Here is a 17599-nt window from a genome sequence, read left to right as displayed (position 1 = left end):
ACGTTTTTTATTTCTGAATGGAATTGACAGCCTTAGCGAGTCTTGACTTCTGACGAGCAGCATAGTTGTTATTCTTGATATGAGATACAACTGCCTTGTCTAAGCACTTATTTGCTGTGTTGTAAGCAGCAGTAGCAGCTTCAACGTCCTTAGCTTCTACAGCTAAAAGAACCTTCTTGATTGCTGTCTTTAGTTCGCTCTTCTGTCCAGCCTTCGCATTCTGTCTTTTCAGATTAGTTAGTGCGCGCTTCTTCTGTGACTTGATATTTGCCATGAGTACACCTCCTGTCCACTTATTAGCATTAGGATTATATCAAAGTGAAGTGTAAAATGCAATGAAAACCCCAAAAAAGTAGGGTATAATATCACGGTGGAGGTATGAGAGATGAAACAGACACGAATTATATTTTTTGGTACAACAGAATTTGCCAGCGGTATATTACAGACCTTAATCGATGAAGGATATAACGTCGTAGCCGTTGTTTCCCAACCAGATAAACCGGTTGGTAGAAAACATACCATCCAAATAACACCAACACATGCTTTAGCTGATCAATATCAGATTCCAGTAATCCAACCTGATATCTTGAAGGAACATGTGGATGATGTTTTACGATATGAACCAGAGTTAATCTTAACTTGTGCGTATGGACAATTTGTACCAGTACGCATATTAGAATATCCACGGCTTGGTTGTATTAATGTACATCCATCACTTTTACCAAAATATCGTGGAGGTGCACCAATCCATCACGCAGTTATGGGTGGTGAAACAGAAACTGGTGTAAGTCTAATCCAAATGACAAAGGCCATGGATGCAGGAGATATCTATGCTAGAGCTACAACACCACTTGGTAAAGATGAAACGATGGCAGAATTAAATCAGCGTTTACTAGTATTAAGTAAGCAATTAGTAAAGGATAATTTAGAAGATTACATTGCAGGAAAATTAGTGGGAGAACCACAGGATGATAGTAAAGTAATCCTAGGATTAAATATTACAAAGGAAGAAGAGAAGGTACAGTTTGCAGTAGAGGATGTACAAACTCTATATAACCACATTCGTGGTTTGATTGATTGGCCAATGCCATATGGTGTAGTTGATGGAAAGCGCATCAAGTTCTGCAAAGTTAGAATGAGAAAAGAAGACCATCAATCAAAACCTGGAGAAATCTTAGGTTTTAAGAATCACGCGATGGAAGTTGCAAGCATTGGCGGTATTATTGAAGTTTATGAACTACAACCAGAAGGCAAGAGCAGAATGACAGCAGATGCTTATGCCAATGGTGCAGGTAGAAATATGATAGGGAAGGTATTTGAGTAAATGGACCAAAAGCACATACGAAATTTCTGTATTATTGCCCATATTGATCATGGCAAATCAACATTGGCAGATCGTATTCTTGAAATGACAGAAACGGTAAAAGAACGTGATATGAAAGCTCAGATTCTGGATGAAATGGATCTAGAAAGAGAACGTGGTATCACCATTAAACTAAATGCAGTACAGCTAAGCTATACCGCTAAAGATGGACAAGAGTATCTCTTTAACTTGATTGATACACCAGGTCACGTCGACTTTACATACGAAGTATCACGCTCACTAGCGGCTTGTGAGGGTGCGATTTTAGTCGTTGACTCTACCCAAGGTGTACAAGCCCAAACCCTCGCAAATACCTATCTAGCATTAGACAATAACCTAGAAATTTTACCTGTTATTAACAAAGTAGATATGATGAATGCACAACCTGATGTCACAATCCGTGAGATTGAAGATATCATCGGCTTGGATTGTAGTAATGCGCCACTCATCTCTGCACGTAGTGGATTAAACGTTGATAAAGTTTTAGAACAAATTGTTTCTCATATCCCTGCGCCAAATGGAGATGAAAACGCAGCACTACAAGCGTTAGTATTCGACTCATTCTATGACCCATACCGTGGAATCATCGCATTAATTCGTATCCGTGAGGGTAGTCTTTCGGTCGGTGATAAGATTCGCTTTATGGCAACAGGCGCAGAATACGAAGTACTAGAAGTAGGTATTCGTAATCCACGTGAAGTAAAGATGAATACATTAATGTGTGGTGACGTAGGTTGGTTTGCAGCTTCAATCAAGTCCATCCAAGATGTACGTGTCGGTGATACGGTTACGAAAGTAGAAAATCCCGCAGAGAAACCATTATCTGGATATCGCAAGTTAAACCCAATGGTATATTGTGGTCTATATCCAACTGATGCGGCAAAATATGGTGACTTACGTGAAGCGTTAGATAAACTACAGTTAAATGACGCATCTTTACAGTATGAACCAGAAACATCTCAAGCATTAGGCTTTGGTTATCGTTGTGGATTTTTAGGACTTCTACACATGGATGTTATCCAGGAACGCTTAGAAAGAGAATATAACCTCGATCTAATCGCAACTGCACCATCTGTTATCTACCATGTCTACCTAACGGATGGGTCAATGATTGAAATTGATAACCCTGCAAGAATGCCAGATGCGGCTAGAATTGACCGTGTTGAAGAGCCATATGTAAAAGCAAGTATTATGGTACCTGATACATATATCGGTGCCATTATGGACTTATGCCAGAATAAGCGTGGTATCTATCAGACAATGGAAATCATCGATACTGGTAGAAACATGATTATCTATGAATTACCACTTTCAGAAATCATCTTTGACTTCTTTGATAAGTTAAAGTCATGTTCAAAGGGATATGCTTCATTAGACTATGAACTCATTGGTTACCGTGCACAAGATCTTGTACGTATGGATATTCTACTGAACGGTGAAAATGTCGATGCATTATCAGTAATTATTCACCGCTCTGAAGCGTATGCACGTGGTTCTTCAATCACAGTAAAGCTGAAGGAACTTATTCCTAAGCAACAATTTGAGATTCCTGTACAGGCTGTCATTGGTGGAAAGATTATCGCTAGAACAAACATCAAGTCTTTGCGTAAAAACGTACTTGCCAAGTGCTATGGTGGTGATATTTCCCGTAAGAAAAAACTTCTAGAGAAACAAAAAGAAGGAAAGAAGAGAATGAAGGCGGTAGGATCTGTAGAGATTCCGCAGGAAGCGTTTATGTCTGTTCTATCAATGGATGATGATAACTAAACCAAAGCATCTTTACTTGCATGTACCATTCTGTAGAACGATTTGTTCATATTGTGATTTCTGTCACGTAGGCTATCAAGAAACAGTCGCAAATCAATGGTTAGACACAATCAAAGCCGATATTCAAAACCGTCATCTCAATGAGAATCTAGAAACAATCTATATCGGTGGTGGTACACCAACTGCACTATCTTCATCACAACTAGATCAATTGCTTTGCTTGTTGGATCCTTATGCAAGCATGGTGCAGGAATATACGATTGAAATTAATCCGGAAACGTTTGATGAAGACAAAGCAAAGATATTACAAAAACACGGTGTAAACCGTGCAAGCATAGGCTTTCAAACATCAGATGAAAGATTACTACAGATGATGAACCGACATCATCGATTAGAAGATGTCGCAGAAACAATGAAACTATTACGTAAGTATGATATTGATAACATCTCACTAGATTTAATGTATTCTTTGCCTACACAGACAATGGAATCATTAGAGAAGTCTTTGCAGGATGCGATTGCATTAGAACCTACACATCTATCGTTATATTCTTTAACGATAGAGCCAAATACGGTTTTTGCGAAAAAGGGATATGAACACCTTGATGATGATATGGAAGCAGATATGTATGAGTGGATTTGTAAGATACTTCCAAAGTATGGCTTTGTGCAGTATGAAACCAGTAACTTTGCGAAAGCAGGTATGATTTCACAACATAACTGTGCGTATTGGAATTATCAAGATTTCTATGGTATTGGTTGTGGTGCCAGTGGTCTAGAAGGAAGCACACGTTATGATATTCCAAAGAACGTAAGAAGATACATCGAAGATTCATCTATCAAAGACACAATTGATTTATCACTCCAAGAACAAATGTTTGAGGCAGTCATGATGGGATTACGTTTGAAAGAAGGAATGAATATCCAATTCTTTGAAGAAAGATTCCATACATCTGTATTAGAAGTCTATCGCACTCAGATTAATAAGTTACTTAACGAAGGAAAACTCATCCTTGAGAAAAACCGTCTTCGTTGTAGTGAAAAAGGATTTGAAATCTTAAATAGTATCTTATTAGAGTTTATGTAGTATCAATCGGTATTAAATATTGCATACATAGTGATTATATGCTATTATCTAAAGGCTTTCTTGCTGGGGATGACGTATCCTCAAAAGTTATGCTCGGTTTGGAAGTTCTATAGAAAGAAAGAGGAAAATAAAATGTTAACAAAGGAAACAGTAGCACAGATTACTAAAGATTTTGGACGTAAGGAAGGCGACACAGGTTCTGTTGAAGTACAGGTTGCTCTATTAACATACCAGATCAACACATTAACAGTACACATGCAGGCTAATAAGAAGGACTATTCTTCTAACCGTGGTCTATTAAAGATGGTTGGTCGTAGAAGAAAGATGCTCGACTACCTTAAGAAGCATGATGTTAACCGTTACCGTGAATTAGTTCAGAAGTTAGGATTAAGAAAGTAATTGTGAAAGCAGTCATTGAACTGCTTTTTTTGTACTTCAGGTGTACAATTAGATAGGAAAAGAGACATAAGACATGAGCTATATTACATTTCAAGAAGTGAGAAAAACATATCATGTTGGTGAAATTGATATTCATGCATTGGATGGTGTCAACTTTGAAGTAGAAAAGGGACAAGTTGTCATTGTGGCTGGTGCTAGTGGTGCTGGTAAGAGTACAATTTTAAACATCCTCGGTGGAATGGATACTGTCACAAGTGGATCTGTTATTGTGGATGGAAAACATGTTGATGCGATGAATGAAAAAGAGTTAACGGACTATCGTCGTTTTGATATTGGTTTTGTTTTCCAGTTTTATAACTTAGTACAGAATCTAACTGCTCTAGAGAATGTAGAACTAGCATCAGAAATCTGTAAAAACCCTCTGGACCCAAGAAAAGTTTTGGCACAAGTGGGCTTACAAGATCGTATGAATAATTTTCCTGCACAATTATCTGGTGGAGAACAACAGCGTGTAGCGATTGCTAGAGCGATTGCTAAAAATCCGAAGTTACTCTTATGTGATGAGCCAACTGGTGCACTAGACTATGTAACAGGGAAACAGATATTACAATTACTACAGGATACAGCACGTAAGCATGGTATGACGGTTATTATCATTACACATAATCTAGCCATCTGTCCGATGGGAGATTTAGTCTGCCATGTGAAAAATGGAAAAGTCATCTCTATGGAAAAGAATGATCATCCAAAGGATATAACGGAGATAGAGTGGTAATGGCGAAAAAAGTATTTCATAAAAATGTATTTCGCTTAATTAAATCGACAAAAGGCCGGTTCTTTTCGCTATCCGCAATTGTATCGATTGGTGTTGCGTTCTTTATTGGTGTTAGTGCTAGTGCACCGATGATGGCTGCTAGTGTTGATTCCTATGATGATAGTTATGAACTAAAGGATTTTACAATCTATTCCAATTATGGTTTCCAAGAGGATGATATTGAAGCTTTAAAGAAAGTTGATTCAGTACATACAGTTGAACCTGCATACTTCGTAGATGAAATTGCGACAGATGAAAAAGGGACACAGCTTGTTCGTATACACTCATATGATTCAACACATACAATTAATCGTTTTAAACTTGTAGAAGGTCGTATGCCTGAAAATGACCATGAGGTTGTTGCGGAAAGAAACGGAAATATAAAGTCTGGTTTTGAAGTAGGAGATACAGTAAAACTATCGCTTCCAGATGGCTCTCGAAGTGGGGTTTTACCTGTGCAGGAAGTGACTGTAGTTGGTGTTATTGATACACCGTTGTATCTCAACATGTCTAAGGAAACTAGTACATTGGATAACTTGCCAATTAATTCGTATCTATACATTCCTTCGACTGCGTTTGACTCTTCAAATTATTTAGAAGTAAATATTTTAACAGATGATGGCAAAGGTCTATCTTCTTTTTCGGATTCATATGAAACATATATCGCAAATGTCAAAAAGAAGATTGAAGAACTTGCAAAAACACAAGAAAAAGCAACTGCACTTAAAATTAAAGAAGATGCAAAGCATGAATATAACGATGGTATGCAGAAGTATATCGATGGGACAAAACAATACCAGGACACATTAGATGCCTATCAAAAAGAGATTGCGGATGCGCAACAAAAATTATCTGACAGTAGAGCGAGTGTATCAGCTGGCGAAGTAGAGATTGCAAATGCCAAAGAGAATCTAAACAATGCACAGAGTACATTAAATACAGAAAAGGTGAATCGACAGACAGAGATTGATAATCAACAAGCAATTCTCAACCAGAACCGTGCAACACTACAATCCAGTCAGCAATCTTTAAATACCCAAAAGACAAGTCTTGAACGGAATGAACAAGACTTAACAACAGCCTTAGCTGCGCTTCCAGATGCGATTACGTTATATCAAACAGAAATTCAATTTCGTCAGGGAATCGCACATTATGGAATCAGTCCATCAACATCTTTATCGCTTTTAATTATGTTTCGTTCTGATTTAAGACAGCTTTGTGATGCAATGTTTCCAGAAGGATATGCTGGTAAAACAATCGGTGATTTACAAACTGCTTTGGATAATCGCTTACAACAAATTGACCAGAACTTCTCTTTAACCGCATCTACTAAAGAAGATCGATTGGTTGAGTTACAAAACTTACAAGCGCAATATACTACTAACTTAGCTACAATTCAGAATGCTTTGACGGTGATAATTCCTGCATCCCAACAACAAATCACAGATGGATTGGCTGCAGTTAACCAAGGTCAACAACAACTTGATCAAGGACAAGCAACACTTAATCAAAAGATTGCGGATGGTCAAGCTACGATTGATGCTGGTTGGCAAGAAATATTCGCAAACGAAAATAAGCTAGCAGATGCTAGAGTTCAGATTGCGGATGGAGAAGCGCAATTAAATACTGCAATTACAGAAGGTACGAAGAAGTTAAATGATGCATTAGAAGAATTGAATCTATCTAAGGCAAAACTAGCGGATGCGAAAAAGAAAATTGATGATTTAGCAGAAGGTAAGTGGACGATACTCGACCGTAAATCTCATTATGCAAGTGTGACTTTCAAAAATACGATTCATCAAATGGAAGCTATCTCTCATGTATTCCCAGTATTTTTCATTTTAGTTGCGGCTCTTGTATGTTTGACGACAATGACACGTCTTGTTGAAGAACAACGTAATGAAATTGGTACTCTACGTGCGCTTGGTTATACAAGGTGGCAGTGTACATCGAAGTATTTATTTTATGCAATTTTCGCAACGATTATCGGTATTGTTGTAGGAAGTATTCTAGGACTCAGCTCTTTTCCACTGATTATTTATCATGCATGGAGAATGATGTATATCTTACCTTCGATTCGTTTTGTTGTTCCAATGGGACTCATTGGGTTTACTGCGATGTTATTTATCTTTGCGATGGGTATTGCGACTTGGTTTGCATGCAAGGCAGATACACAGGATGTTCCATCACAACTGATGCGCCCGAAAGCACCACCAATGGGTAAGAAGACGTTCTTAGAAAATATTCCATTGATTTGGAATCATCTTAGTTTTACAGATAAAGTAACAATGCGTAATCTCTTTCGTTATAAGAAGCGTTTCTTTATGACAATCATTGGTGTAGCAGGATGTACTGCACTCATGTTAATTGGATTTGGTATTCGTGATTCCATTTCTAACATGGTTGATATTAATTTTAAAGAAATTATCCAGTATGATGGCATGGTTAGTTTTGAAGATGACGCAAGTAATCAAGTAAAAGCAGAGGCACTAAAACAGATTCAATCAACTGAGAATGTTACGGATGCACAGATGGGTTTTGTTTATACGACAAAAACATATGATGATAAAGTAGATGAGACGGCAACTGTGCATGTGTTTGATAAAGAAAATGTAAGTCGCGAGTTTAACTTGCGTACACGTGTTGGTCATAAATCTATTTCACTTACAGATGATGGCGTTATCATCAACGAGAAGTTGGCGGAGAATCTGGGGGTACATATTGGAGATAAGATTACAATTGAAGATGTGGAAGGAAATCCCCATGAGGTAAACATCACTGGTATCACTGAGATGTATGTCAATCACTTTGTCTTGATGAGCCGCAAATATTATGAAGAAGTATTTGGCAAGGATGCTGGTATTAATACTGTTTATCTATCTACAATGGGTGATGAGGCAGCACAGAAGTTATTGGCAAATCAGATATCAACAATACAAGGTGTTGAGGGTGTTACTTTATACAGTGGACTACTGGATAACTTCTATTCTATGGTCAAAGGTTTAAATGGAATTATCTGGGTACTTATCTTCTCGAGTATGTTACTGGCATTTGTTGTACTCAGTAATTTAATTACTGTCAATATTAGTGAAAGACAGCGTGAAATTGCGACCTTAAAAGTTCTTGGCTTTAGAAGAAATGAAGTAAAGAAGTATATCTTTAAAGAAAATAATTTGCTTGCTGTAATTGGTGGTATTGTTGGAATTCCGGTAGGTATTGCATTACATCGTTATATTATGCGTACGGTTGAGATGGACTATTTGATGTTTGGTAGAACTATCAAATGGATAAGTTTCTTATATGCATTTGTTTTAACGATACTATTTAGTGTGATTGTAAATCGTATGATGACAAAGAGACTAAATGACATCCAGATGGTAGAGAGTCTAAAGAGTGTGGAATAATGAATTATACCTACATATTAGAATGTGAAGACCATACGTATTACACAGGATGGACCAATGATTTAGAAAAAAGATTTCAGTCTCATCTGAATGGAAAAGGGGCAAAGTATACAAAGTCACATCGTCCTTTACGCATCGCATATTATGAAATGCATGCGACAAAGAAGGGAGCGATGCGAAGAGAATGGAGGATCAAACAAATGACAAAGAAAGAAAAAGCACAGTTGATTAAAAGTCCATTAACAAATGTGGAACTATTTGATAAAGAGAAATTTAAAAGAGCAAAGTTCAACCGTGGATTACACATTCTCTATGCGCCAAGTAGCGGTAAGGTCATCATGGAGATGAATGATGTGGCTGCAGAGATTTTATGTAAGGACGAAGTATTTGTTGAATTGCCGGTTCAAAATAACGAAGATTGGGAAACTCATGAACCGGTTATCAATCGTAATGGAGATTTTTTCTCGGTGAATATTGCCAGTGATGATCATCCAATGGAAGTTGACCATCATATTGCCTTTGTGATTTTACAATATGAAAAGGGTTATCGTGTTGTATATTTTGATGAAGGTGAAAAACCAGAAGTAAAGTTCTATCAAGATGAGCCTGTCATTGCGGTCTATGCATACTGTAATCAACATGGTCTTTGGTGTATCGAAGCATAATAAAGACATATTCAATTTACAGTGTGGCTGTGATACAATGGGAATGTTGAAAATTTGAAAAGTCGAGAACAGACAGAGGTTAGAAGAAAAATGGAAAAGTACAAGAAGAGTTGGGAATTTCATGGCCGTACATTGACAGTCGAAAACGGTGAAATTGCCAAACAAGCAGGAGGTTCTGTAGTCATTCGCTATGCGGATACAACAGTACTATCTACAGCAACAGCAAACAACCAAGCAAAGGATACAGATTTTTTCCCATTAACAGTTTTATATCAGGAAAAGATGTATGCGGCTGGTAAAATTCCTGGTGGGTTTACACGTCGTGAAGGTAGACCAACAGAACATGCAACATTGACAGCACGTTTAATTGATAGACCAATTCGTCCTTTATTTGCGGAAGGTTTCCGTAATGAAGTACAAATCGTTAATACAGTTTTATCATGCGATCCAGACGCTAGTTCTGAGATGGCATCCTTATTCGGTTCATCATTAGCACTATGTATTTCAGATATTCCGTTTAACGGACCTGTAGCTGGTGTAATGGTTGCTCGTGTTGATGGTGAATACATCATTAACCCAAGCGTTGAACAGGAAAAGAATTCTGATTTAAATGTAACAGTTGCTGGTACAAAGAACGCCATCAACATGGTTGAAGCAGGCGCTAAGGAAGTATCAGAAGAAGATATGCTTAAGGCATTGATGATTGGTCATAACGCAATCAAGGAATTATGCGCTATTCAAGAAGAAGTTATTGCTGCTTGCGCAAAGGAAAAGATGGAAGTCTCCTTATATGAAATCAACCCAATTGTTAAGCAACTGGTTGATGAAAAGGGTGCACAGCGTATTCGTGAAGCAGTTTCTATCAAGGGTAAACTTGAACGTTACGGCAAGATTGATGAATTGATTGCCGAAATGGAAGAAGAAGTTGCGAAGTTAGAATGGGAAGATGATAAGGCACGTGAAAAGGCTGTTAAACAAGCACATGAATATGGTGTTGAAGTTGAAGCAGGTGAAGTACGTCGTTTAATCTCTGAAGAAAAGATTCGTCCAGATGGACGTGGATTAGATGAACTTCGTCCGCTGGATTCACAGGTTGATTTATTACCACGTGTACACGGTTCTGCAATGTTTACGCGTGGAGAGACACAGGTATTATCTGTAACAACATTAGGTCCATTAAGCGATGCACAATTGATTGATGACTTAACAACAGAAACAGAAAAGAGATTTATGCATCAATATAACTTCCCACCATTCTCTGTTGGTGAAGTTGGACGTATGTCTTCTCCTGGACGTCGTGAAATTGGTCATGGTGCTTTAGGTGAAAGAGCGCTCTTGCAGGTATTACCTACAGCAGAAGAATTCCCATATGCAATTCGTACCTGTGCTGAAGTATTAGAATCAAATGGTTCTTCTTCACAGGCAAGTATTTGTGCAGGCACAATGTCATTAATGGCTGCTGGTGTTCCTATTAAGGCAATGGTAGCTGGTGTAGCGATGGGACTAATTACAGTTGGAGATACATATTCTATCTTGACAGATATTCAAGGTATGGAAGACCACTATGGTGATATGGACTTTAAGGTAGCTGGTACACGTAATGGTATCACTGCATTACAGATGGATATCAAGGTAACTGGTATTTCTGAAGAAATCTTACGTGAAGCTTTAGCACAAGCACATAAGGGCCGTATGGAAATCTTAGACAATATGGAAACAGCAATTTCTGCACCACGTGATCACGTATCCGAATGGGCTCCAAAGATGGCTCAGATGATGATTCCAGTAGAGAAGATTCGCGTTGTTATCGGTAAGGGTGGCGAACAGATTGATAAGATTATCGCTGCTTGTGATGGTATCAAGATTGATATCACAGATGATGGTAAGTGCGTATTCTATCATACAAAACAGGATATGATTGATAGGGCAATGCAGATTGTTGGTGACTTAATTCGTGAAGCGAAGGTTGGTGATGTCTATGATGCGACAGTATCAGAAGTACGTGAATCATTTGCTTTTGTAACATTGTTCCCAGGAACAGATGCATTACTCCATGTCAGTGAACTTGCTTGGACTCGTGTAGAGAAGATTCAGGATGCATTACATATAGGTGATGTAATTAAGGTTAAAGTTACTGGCGTTGATGCAACAGGTAAGGTTAAGGTTTCTGCCAAGGAATGTCTAGAGAAGCCAGAAGGCTATGTAGAACCAAAGAAGAACTTTAAACCACAAGGTAAACCAAATTTCCATGAAAAGCGCGAAGGTGCTAACGTGGAACGCAGAGTTTTCAAGAAAAAAGAAAACGCTGAATAATCAATAAAAGAAGGCGTACAGCCTTCTTTTTCGGAGGGAAAGTAACTATGCGTATGCGTAAAAAGAAGTGGGCAGAACCATGGATTGAAGAACATCGAGATTTTGTCTATCAAAACCCAGTGGAAAACAAAGGTAAGTGGAAAGAGTTACTACAACGCGACACATTACATTTAGAGATTGGTACTGGTAAAGGTGGATATCTTAACGGTATGGCTAAACTTTATCCTAATGAAGCGTGGGTAGGAATTGAAAAAGATGTCAGTGCTGGTGCAGTTGCTGCACGTCATGCGGTAGAGGAAGAAAATCCACTCCTAGAGAATAAACGCTTTATCATTGCCAATGCCGAACAATTACAGGAGTGGTTTACGACTGGAGAAGTTGATGTCATTCATTTAAACTTCTCTGATCCATGGCCAAAGAAAGGCAATCATAAACGTCGTCTTAGTAGTGCAAAGTTTTTAGAGATGTATCGCAATATCCTCACAGAAGATGGATATATCCGTATGAAGACAGACAATAAAGATCTATTTGAAGATTCGGTATTGTATTTCTTACAGAATGATTTTACACTCACAGAATTCTCTGTAGATTTCCGCCGTAAAGACCATGCGGAAGACGTGATTACTGAGTATGAAACACGTTTTATGGAACTTGGACAACCAATTTATCAACTTTGTGCCAAGCCATGCAGACATAAATAAACTGTGATACGATAATGCAAAGGGGTAAGATATGGGAAAGAAGATTTTAACAGTCCTATTATGTATTGTATTAACTGGTTGTATGCAATCTAGTCAAACTATGCAAGAAAGACTGGATGAAGAGATTGCAGCAGTGAGTGCTTTACCTGTCCCAAGTGCAAGTCATCGAAAACCATTTTATACTTACTATACAGAACCATCGATTGGACATTATCGTTCAACTGAAACATCGAATGCGTTTAGCTATCAATCCACAAAGTTTGTGATGAATCTAAATGTTCAAGCAATTATGGATTCTTCAACTGATATTGCACAATCCATCTATACACAAAAGCCGATTGCGAAAAATACAGGAAGCTTTCAAAATACGTTAGATGAATCGGTAAGTTATGTATGTGAAATTTATCAGGTTGATCGTCATTACGCTGTGTTTTTTACATCATCAACTGTGAATTTTTTTGGGGTTACATATGCTGGTGATGCAACAGAACTAGCAGGAAAAATGTACTCTATTGCTCGTAGTGTAATTGTACGTAAAGATGTTGTTTTACAAGTGTATTCACATGAAAGCGCAATCGATTATGAAGGGGAAGCAATTAATCTTTATAAGGATATTGCACCTGAAGAAGGTACCTTGCAAGAACTGATTGAGGATAAAACACATATTGATAATAAAAAAGATAAGAATAAAACAACGGATAATTGATGAAATCATAAATAAAACGCTTTGTTTTATGATAATATATAACTTAACAAGGAAAGAGAAATAGAATAAAATACTATTGTATATAAGAAAGGATAGACCTTATGCTCAAGAAATTACAAAACTTATTATTTGAGGATGATGACGAATTTGTAGAAGACAACACTGAAGTGGAACAAGTTTCAGCCTCTGCTCCAGTTACACCTGCTGTACAACCACAAGTAACTCCTGTAGAGGAGACAGCACAAATTCCAGTTCAGCCTGAGCCAGTTTCTGAGATTCCACCAGTACCAACAACACCGGTTGAACCAGAACCTGTAAAAACATCCTCAGTATTTTTAGATAATGAACCTAAGAAGTCAACAATGATTAATCTTGATGATGAGGATAGTAAACCAGTAGAAAAGAAGCCAGCTGTTAAGCCAGAGGTAAAACGTGAAGAAGTTAAACCTTCTAAGGAATATCGTTTTAACCCAGTAATCAGTCCTATCTTTGGTATCGATGAAAAAGATATGGATGCGGTTAAGACAACTACTTCTAAACTCACTGAAAAGGAAAAAGCTAAGTTTGAAAAGAATGTGACACCAATTCTTTCACCTATGTATGGTATCGCTGTTGAAAAGCCAGTTAAGCCAGTTGTGAAGGTTGAAGAATCTGTTGTGACTGAAACAGTGAAGAAGAGTGAACCTGTAAAGATTCCATCACCTACAGTTGAGGATGAGATTCCAGAATTCTCTTTAGATGATATTCTAAATACTCGTGATCAAGAACCAAAGCAGGAAGATGATGACTTGTTTGGATCTACAGCAACTTCTGAGTTTGATTTTGGTAATGATGACCAATTATTCCCAAATCTAAGCTTTGGTGATTTGGAAAAAGAAACTGCTGAAGATAGCACAACCATTATCTCTCGTTCAAAGTTGAACGATCACAGTTCACATAAATAGTTAATCAAAACGGTCGTTAACGTTTGAAAGAGATTCGCTTTCGATGTCGACCGTTTATTTTATGGAGGTCTTATGGAAAGATATACATTAGATTTTAATTTGCCAGTACATATCTTCTTTATTGGTATTGGTGGTATCAGTATGAGTGGTCTTGCGAAAGTGTTGGTAGATCGTGGCTTTCATGTAAGTGGATCAGATAACCACGAAACAGAACTAACTAAGATGTTAGAACAACATGGTGCGAAGGTATTCTACGGTGGCCAAAAGAAAGAGAATATTACAGATGATATTGATGTTGTTGTATATACAGCTGCGATTCATCCAGATAATCCTGAGTATGTAGCAAGTGTAGAAAAGAAGATTCCTATGATGACACGTGCAGAATTACTTGGAGAGCTGATGGAAAACTACAAGAGCAGTATCGCTGTCAGTGGTACACATGGTAAGACAACTACAACATCGATGTTAAGCTATATCTTGATGGCAGCTAATACAGATCCAACGATTAGCTTGGGTGGTATGCTTGCACATATTGGTGGTAATATTCGTGTTGGAAGAGGAGAGACATTCCTAACAGAAGCTTGTGAATACACAAATAGTTTCTTAGAACTAAAACCACTTGTTGGAATCATTTTAAACGTTGAGGCAGACCATTTAGATTTCTTTAAAGATATAGATGATATTCGTTTATCATTTAGAAAGTTTGCGTCTGGCATTAAAGAAGGTGGAACACTTGTTATCAATCATAGTATTCATGATAAAGAATATATAATTGGTGATTTTAAAGGGACAGTCATTTCCTTTGGCGAAGATGGTGATATGCATGCAAGAAATATTGTGTACGATGCATTAGGAAACCCTGGCTTTGAGGTATATTACAAGGATGAAAAATTGGGTAATGTACAACTACTTGTTCCAGGCAAGCATAATGTAGATAATGCGTTGGCTGCGATTGCGACTGCATATAGTATCGGTATCGATTTCGCTGCCATTAAACAAGGTCTGGTAAGTTATAGTGGTGTTGATCGTCGTTTCCAATATAAGGGTAAGTGTAATGGTGCGACAGTTATCGATGACTATGCACATCATCCACAGGAAATTGAAGCAACACTCAATGCCGCAAAGCACTACCCACACAAAAAGTTATATGTTGTATTCCAACCACATACGTATTCACGTACAATTGCGTTATTACCTGAATTCGCAAAAGCTTTAGAGAATGCGGATGTAGTAATACTTGCAGAAATTTACGCTGCTCGTGAAGTGAATACAACAGGTGTTAGTGCAGAAGATATCTCGAAGTTAATGGATCAAAGTAAAGTAACTTCCTTCTACTTACCAACGTTTGAGGAAATTGAAGACTATCTACGTAGTCATCTTGAAGAAGGCGACTTATGTATTACCATGGGCGCTGGTAATGTAACTGATATTGGGCCAAAACTTGTACAATAGTGATTGACCGATTGGAGATTATCCAGTCGGTTTTTGTTTACATATATAACTTTAAAATCTTGTTATTTATTCAATCTTAAGATGTTTATCATTACATAAAATACAATATGTATGCTATGATGACTTTGCAAAAAGTATATGAAACTACTTGGGACAACTTTTCTCATATTATTAGTATACTCAATGCAAAACTCTACTATTTGTATTAGAGCTACGATCAAAATTGTTCGAGAAAAGGAGGACATACTATGTCATTGAATGATAAAATCGATCAAGTAAAAGGTGCAGTAAAAGAAGAAGTAGGCAAATTAACTGGTGATGTGAAAACAGAAAAAGAAGGATTTGCGGAAAAGGTAACTGCTAAAGTTAAAGAAGTAGCTGAAGGTGTTAAGGATACTTTTGAAGGAACAGTAGATGGCGTTAAGAATATTGTTAACGAAAATAAGGATGATGTTGCTGAAAAGGTAAATAACTTCGCTAATAATGTAAAGGATGCTGTTGAAGGTACCATTGACGGTATCAAAAATATCGTTAACAAAGACAAAGAATAATCTATTTAACAAAGAGCCTTGTAATGTATTAAATAATTTACAAGACTCTTTTTTAATTGCCTATAATATGCATTAGAAATTTATATTGCATGAATGATAGACCGTAAATATGATTTAAATATATTTGCTACAAATTATCGTAAGCGTAACCACTTATTTTTGAAATTCTTTCATATATATGATAATTAAACGGATGTTCATGTTGAAACTTACAATCGAATAATAAGTAGATAATTGCACCGAAAATATTAAATAATGTTATAAAAATGCGAATTTATCAATTGTGAGGATTATTTGAAATAGCATATTCTATGATTGAAAACTTTTTCATAAATGACTATAATGGTGGAAAGAGGTAATCATATGGATCAATTGATACAAGATTTACAAATCGTATGTACACAACTATTACCAATTATAGGAGCAGTAGCGTTGGTGTTTTTGTGTATCTTATTACGAAAGCTGTGGCAGACTATCGACGCTTTAAGGAAAACAATTGAAGGTTTAGATCCTACGTTACGTTTAGTGGATAAGAGTATCGAGAAGGTTCAAGCACCATTAGATACTGTTGCTAAATACAGCAAGACCTTTGATAAGGTTCATGACAAGACATCTGCTGCGATTGGCAAGATGACAGATTTTGCAAATGATAAATTAGATTCATTGAAACAAACAATTAAGACTGGTGTAAATCCAGAGGAAGATCTTCCTGTACAAGTTCAGGAAGTTGAAAAGGAGACTACAAATGGCTGATGAATTAAAGAAAGATGAAAAATCCACATTCAACGAGTTTGATGACAGTACTGAGCCTATTGAATCAATTCAAAAGACAGTTGAGGATCTTAAACGTAAAATTCAAGAACTAAGTACGGAAGAAGAAGGAAAGACTACAACTGAGGAAACTTCTGAAAAAGAAGATGAACAGTTTAAGATTCCTGATTTTATTGCACCACATGCGGAAACATTACAACAGATGAAGGATACCACTGTGAAGACTTTTAATACGGTTAAAGAGGAAGTTGTCGATAAGACAAAGAAAGCAGCGTCTGCTGTAAAGGAAAAGGCTGAAAAGCTTAACGAAAACGAAGATATCCGTAAGACATTAGATTATATTAAAAAGAATGCGACTAAGGCTTATGATACAGCGATGATTAAACTTGATGAACTCAAGCAGGACCCTAAAGTTAAGGATGTATCAGATAAGGCTAGTGATGCTTATCAACAAGCCAAAGATTATATCGTACCTAAGACAAAAGAAATTACAAATGTTATCAAGGATACAACACAAAAGACAATTACGAAGGTAAATGATTTTGTAAGTCGTCCTGATGTGCAAGATACGATTCAAAAAGTGAAGGATACTACAAAACAAGCTGTAGATAAGGGTATTGAAACAGTAAGAAATATGATTCATTCAAAGGATGAGAAGTAGG

16 protein-coding genes are annotated in these 17599 nt (G+C 37.1%); 15 read left to right on the top strand and 1 reads right to left on the bottom strand.

What is annotated here, in order from left to right:
- Window positions 1-7 precede the first annotated feature (7 nt).
- A complete protein-coding gene (gene rpsT / locus RWM19_RS00990; protein WP_006525443.1) occupies window positions 8-274 on the bottom strand; it encodes a 30S ribosomal protein S20 in 267 nt (88 codons plus the stop codon).
- A 111-nt stretch (window positions 275-385) separates the two neighbouring features.
- Here rpsT and fmt point away from each other — a divergent pair, with 111 nt between their 5' ends.
- From fmt to RWM19_RS00915, 15 genes are all read left to right on the top strand, one after another.
- On the top strand, window positions 386-1324 hold the full coding sequence (gene fmt / locus RWM19_RS00985) for a methionyl-tRNA formyltransferase (protein ID WP_313982760.1): 939 nt from the start codon (window positions 386-388) through the stop codon (window positions 1322-1324).
- Entirely contained in the window at window positions 1325-3130 is a 1806-nt protein-coding gene (gene lepA, locus RWM19_RS00980) for a translation elongation factor 4 (RefSeq protein WP_313982758.1), read from the top strand.
- On the top strand, window positions 3120-4217 hold the full coding sequence (gene hemW, locus RWM19_RS00975; protein ID WP_313982756.1) for a radical SAM family heme chaperone HemW: 1098 nt from the start codon (window positions 3120-3122) through the stop codon (window positions 4215-4217). The genes lepA and hemW overlap by 11 nt, the downstream gene beginning before the upstream one ends.
- A gap of 132 nt (window positions 4218-4349) precedes the next feature.
- Window positions 4350-4616 (top strand): 30S ribosomal protein S15, encoded by a 267-nt coding sequence (gene rpsO, locus RWM19_RS00970; RefSeq protein ID WP_313982754.1) that lies wholly within the window; start codon window positions 4350-4352, stop codon window positions 4614-4616.
- Between the two features lie 73 nt (window positions 4617-4689).
- The gene (locus RWM19_RS00965) at window positions 4690-5391 is read left to right on the top strand and encodes an ABC transporter ATP-binding protein (RefSeq protein ID WP_313982752.1); all 702 of its coding nucleotides are present in this window, start codon (window positions 4690-4692) and stop codon (window positions 5389-5391) included.
- A complete protein-coding gene (locus RWM19_RS00960) occupies window positions 5391-8834 on the top strand; it encodes an FtsX-like permease family protein (RefSeq protein WP_313982749.1) in 3444 nt (1147 codons plus the stop codon). The genes RWM19_RS00965 and RWM19_RS00960 overlap by 1 nt, the downstream gene beginning before the upstream one ends.
- Window positions 8834-9499: a GIY-YIG nuclease family protein gene (locus RWM19_RS00955; RefSeq protein WP_313982747.1), complete on the top strand. Its 666-nt coding sequence runs from the start codon at window positions 8834-8836 to the stop codon at window positions 9497-9499. The genes RWM19_RS00960 and RWM19_RS00955 overlap by 1 nt, the downstream gene beginning before the upstream one ends.
- A 90-nt stretch (window positions 9500-9589) precedes the next feature.
- Window positions 9590-11812 carry a polyribonucleotide nucleotidyltransferase gene (pnp, locus tag RWM19_RS00950; RefSeq protein WP_313982745.1) on the top strand — a complete coding sequence of 741 codons (2223 nt, stop codon included), beginning with the start codon at window positions 9590-9592 and terminating at the stop codon, window positions 11810-11812.
- A gap of 47 nt (window positions 11813-11859) precedes the next feature.
- Window positions 11860-12513 (top strand): tRNA (guanosine(46)-N7)-methyltransferase TrmB, encoded by a 654-nt coding sequence (gene trmB / locus RWM19_RS00945; protein WP_294024888.1) that lies wholly within the window; start codon window positions 11860-11862, stop codon window positions 12511-12513.
- A 31-nt stretch (window positions 12514-12544) separates the two neighbouring features.
- Complete coding sequence (locus RWM19_RS00940) at window positions 12545-13219, top strand: hypothetical protein (RefSeq protein ID WP_313982742.1); 675 nt, start codon at window positions 12545-12547, stop codon at window positions 13217-13219.
- 101 nt (window positions 13220-13320) lie between these two features.
- Window positions 13321-14163 carry a hypothetical protein gene (locus RWM19_RS00935; RefSeq protein ID WP_313982740.1) on the top strand — a complete coding sequence of 281 codons (843 nt, stop codon included), beginning with the start codon at window positions 13321-13323 and terminating at the stop codon, window positions 14161-14163.
- 72 nt (window positions 14164-14235) lie between these two features.
- Window positions 14236-15615, top strand: a complete 1380-nt coding sequence (murC, locus tag RWM19_RS00930; RefSeq protein WP_313982738.1) for a UDP-N-acetylmuramate--L-alanine ligase — start codon at window positions 14236-14238, stop codon at window positions 15613-15615.
- A gap of 248 nt (window positions 15616-15863) precedes the next feature.
- Window positions 15864-16166: a CsbD family protein gene (locus tag RWM19_RS00925; protein ID WP_294023089.1), complete on the top strand. Its 303-nt coding sequence runs from the start codon at window positions 15864-15866 to the stop codon at window positions 16164-16166.
- Window positions 16167-16529: 363 nt separating this feature from the next.
- Window positions 16530-16919 (top strand): DUF948 domain-containing protein, encoded by a 390-nt coding sequence (locus RWM19_RS00920; RefSeq protein ID WP_294023090.1) that lies wholly within the window; start codon window positions 16530-16532, stop codon window positions 16917-16919.
- The gene (locus RWM19_RS00915) at window positions 16912-17598 is read left to right on the top strand and encodes a hypothetical protein (RefSeq protein ID WP_294023091.1); all 687 of its coding nucleotides are present in this window, start codon (window positions 16912-16914) and stop codon (window positions 17596-17598) included. Before RWM19_RS00920 ends, RWM19_RS00915 begins: the two co-directional genes overlap by 8 nt.
- Window position 17599: the final 1 nt, after the last annotated feature.

The sequence above is a fragment of the uncultured Solobacterium sp. genome (assembly GCF_963517755.1).
GTDB lineage: Bacteria > Bacillota_I > Bacilli_A > Erysipelotrichales > Erysipelotrichaceae > Bulleidia.
The sequence above is the reverse complement of the archived record's forward strand: the minus strand, read 5'-3'. Positions and strand labels throughout refer to the sequence as shown.

Excerpts from the sequence above, each read along its gene's own strand:
- murC (WP_313982738.1), top strand. The coding sequence starts at position 14,236 with ATGGAAAGATATACATTAGATTTTAATTTGCCAGTACATATCTTCTTT.
- RWM19_RS00925 (WP_294023089.1), top strand. The coding sequence starts at position 15,864 with ATGTCATTGAATGATAAAATCGATCAAGTAAAAGGTGCAGTAAAAGAA.
- RWM19_RS00920 (WP_294023090.1), top strand. The coding sequence starts at position 16,530 with ATGGATCAATTGATACAAGATTTACAAATCGTATGTACACAACTATTA.
- fmt (WP_313982760.1), top strand. The coding sequence starts at position 386 with ATGAAACAGACACGAATTATATTTTTTGGTACAACAGAATTTGCCAGC.
- RWM19_RS00960 (WP_313982749.1), top strand. The coding sequence starts at position 5,391 with ATGGCGAAAAAAGTATTTCATAAAAATGTATTTCGCTTAATTAAATCG.
- RWM19_RS00955 (WP_313982747.1), top strand. The coding sequence starts at position 8,834 with ATGAATTATACCTACATATTAGAATGTGAAGACCATACGTATTACACA.
- trmB (WP_294024888.1), top strand. The coding sequence starts at position 11,860 with ATGCGTATGCGTAAAAAGAAGTGGGCAGAACCATGGATTGAAGAACAT.
- rpsT (WP_006525443.1), bottom strand. The coding sequence starts at position 274 with ATGGCAAATATCAAGTCACAGAAGAAGCGCGCACTAACTAATCTGAAA.
- RWM19_RS00915 (WP_294023091.1), top strand. The coding sequence starts at position 16,912 with ATGGCTGATGAATTAAAGAAAGATGAAAAATCCACATTCAACGAGTTT.
- lepA (WP_313982758.1), top strand. The coding sequence starts at position 1,325 with ATGGACCAAAAGCACATACGAAATTTCTGTATTATTGCCCATATTGAT.
- hemW (WP_313982756.1), top strand. The coding sequence starts at position 3,120 with ATGATAACTAAACCAAAGCATCTTTACTTGCATGTACCATTCTGTAGA.
- rpsO (WP_313982754.1), top strand. The coding sequence starts at position 4,350 with ATGTTAACAAAGGAAACAGTAGCACAGATTACTAAAGATTTTGGACGT.
- RWM19_RS00940 (WP_313982742.1), top strand. The coding sequence starts at position 12,545 with ATGGGAAAGAAGATTTTAACAGTCCTATTATGTATTGTATTAACTGGT.
- RWM19_RS00965 (WP_313982752.1), top strand. The coding sequence starts at position 4,690 with ATGAGCTATATTACATTTCAAGAAGTGAGAAAAACATATCATGTTGGT.
- pnp (WP_313982745.1), top strand. The coding sequence starts at position 9,590 with ATGGAAAAGTACAAGAAGAGTTGGGAATTTCATGGCCGTACATTGACA.
- RWM19_RS00935 (WP_313982740.1), top strand. The coding sequence starts at position 13,321 with ATGCTCAAGAAATTACAAAACTTATTATTTGAGGATGATGACGAATTT.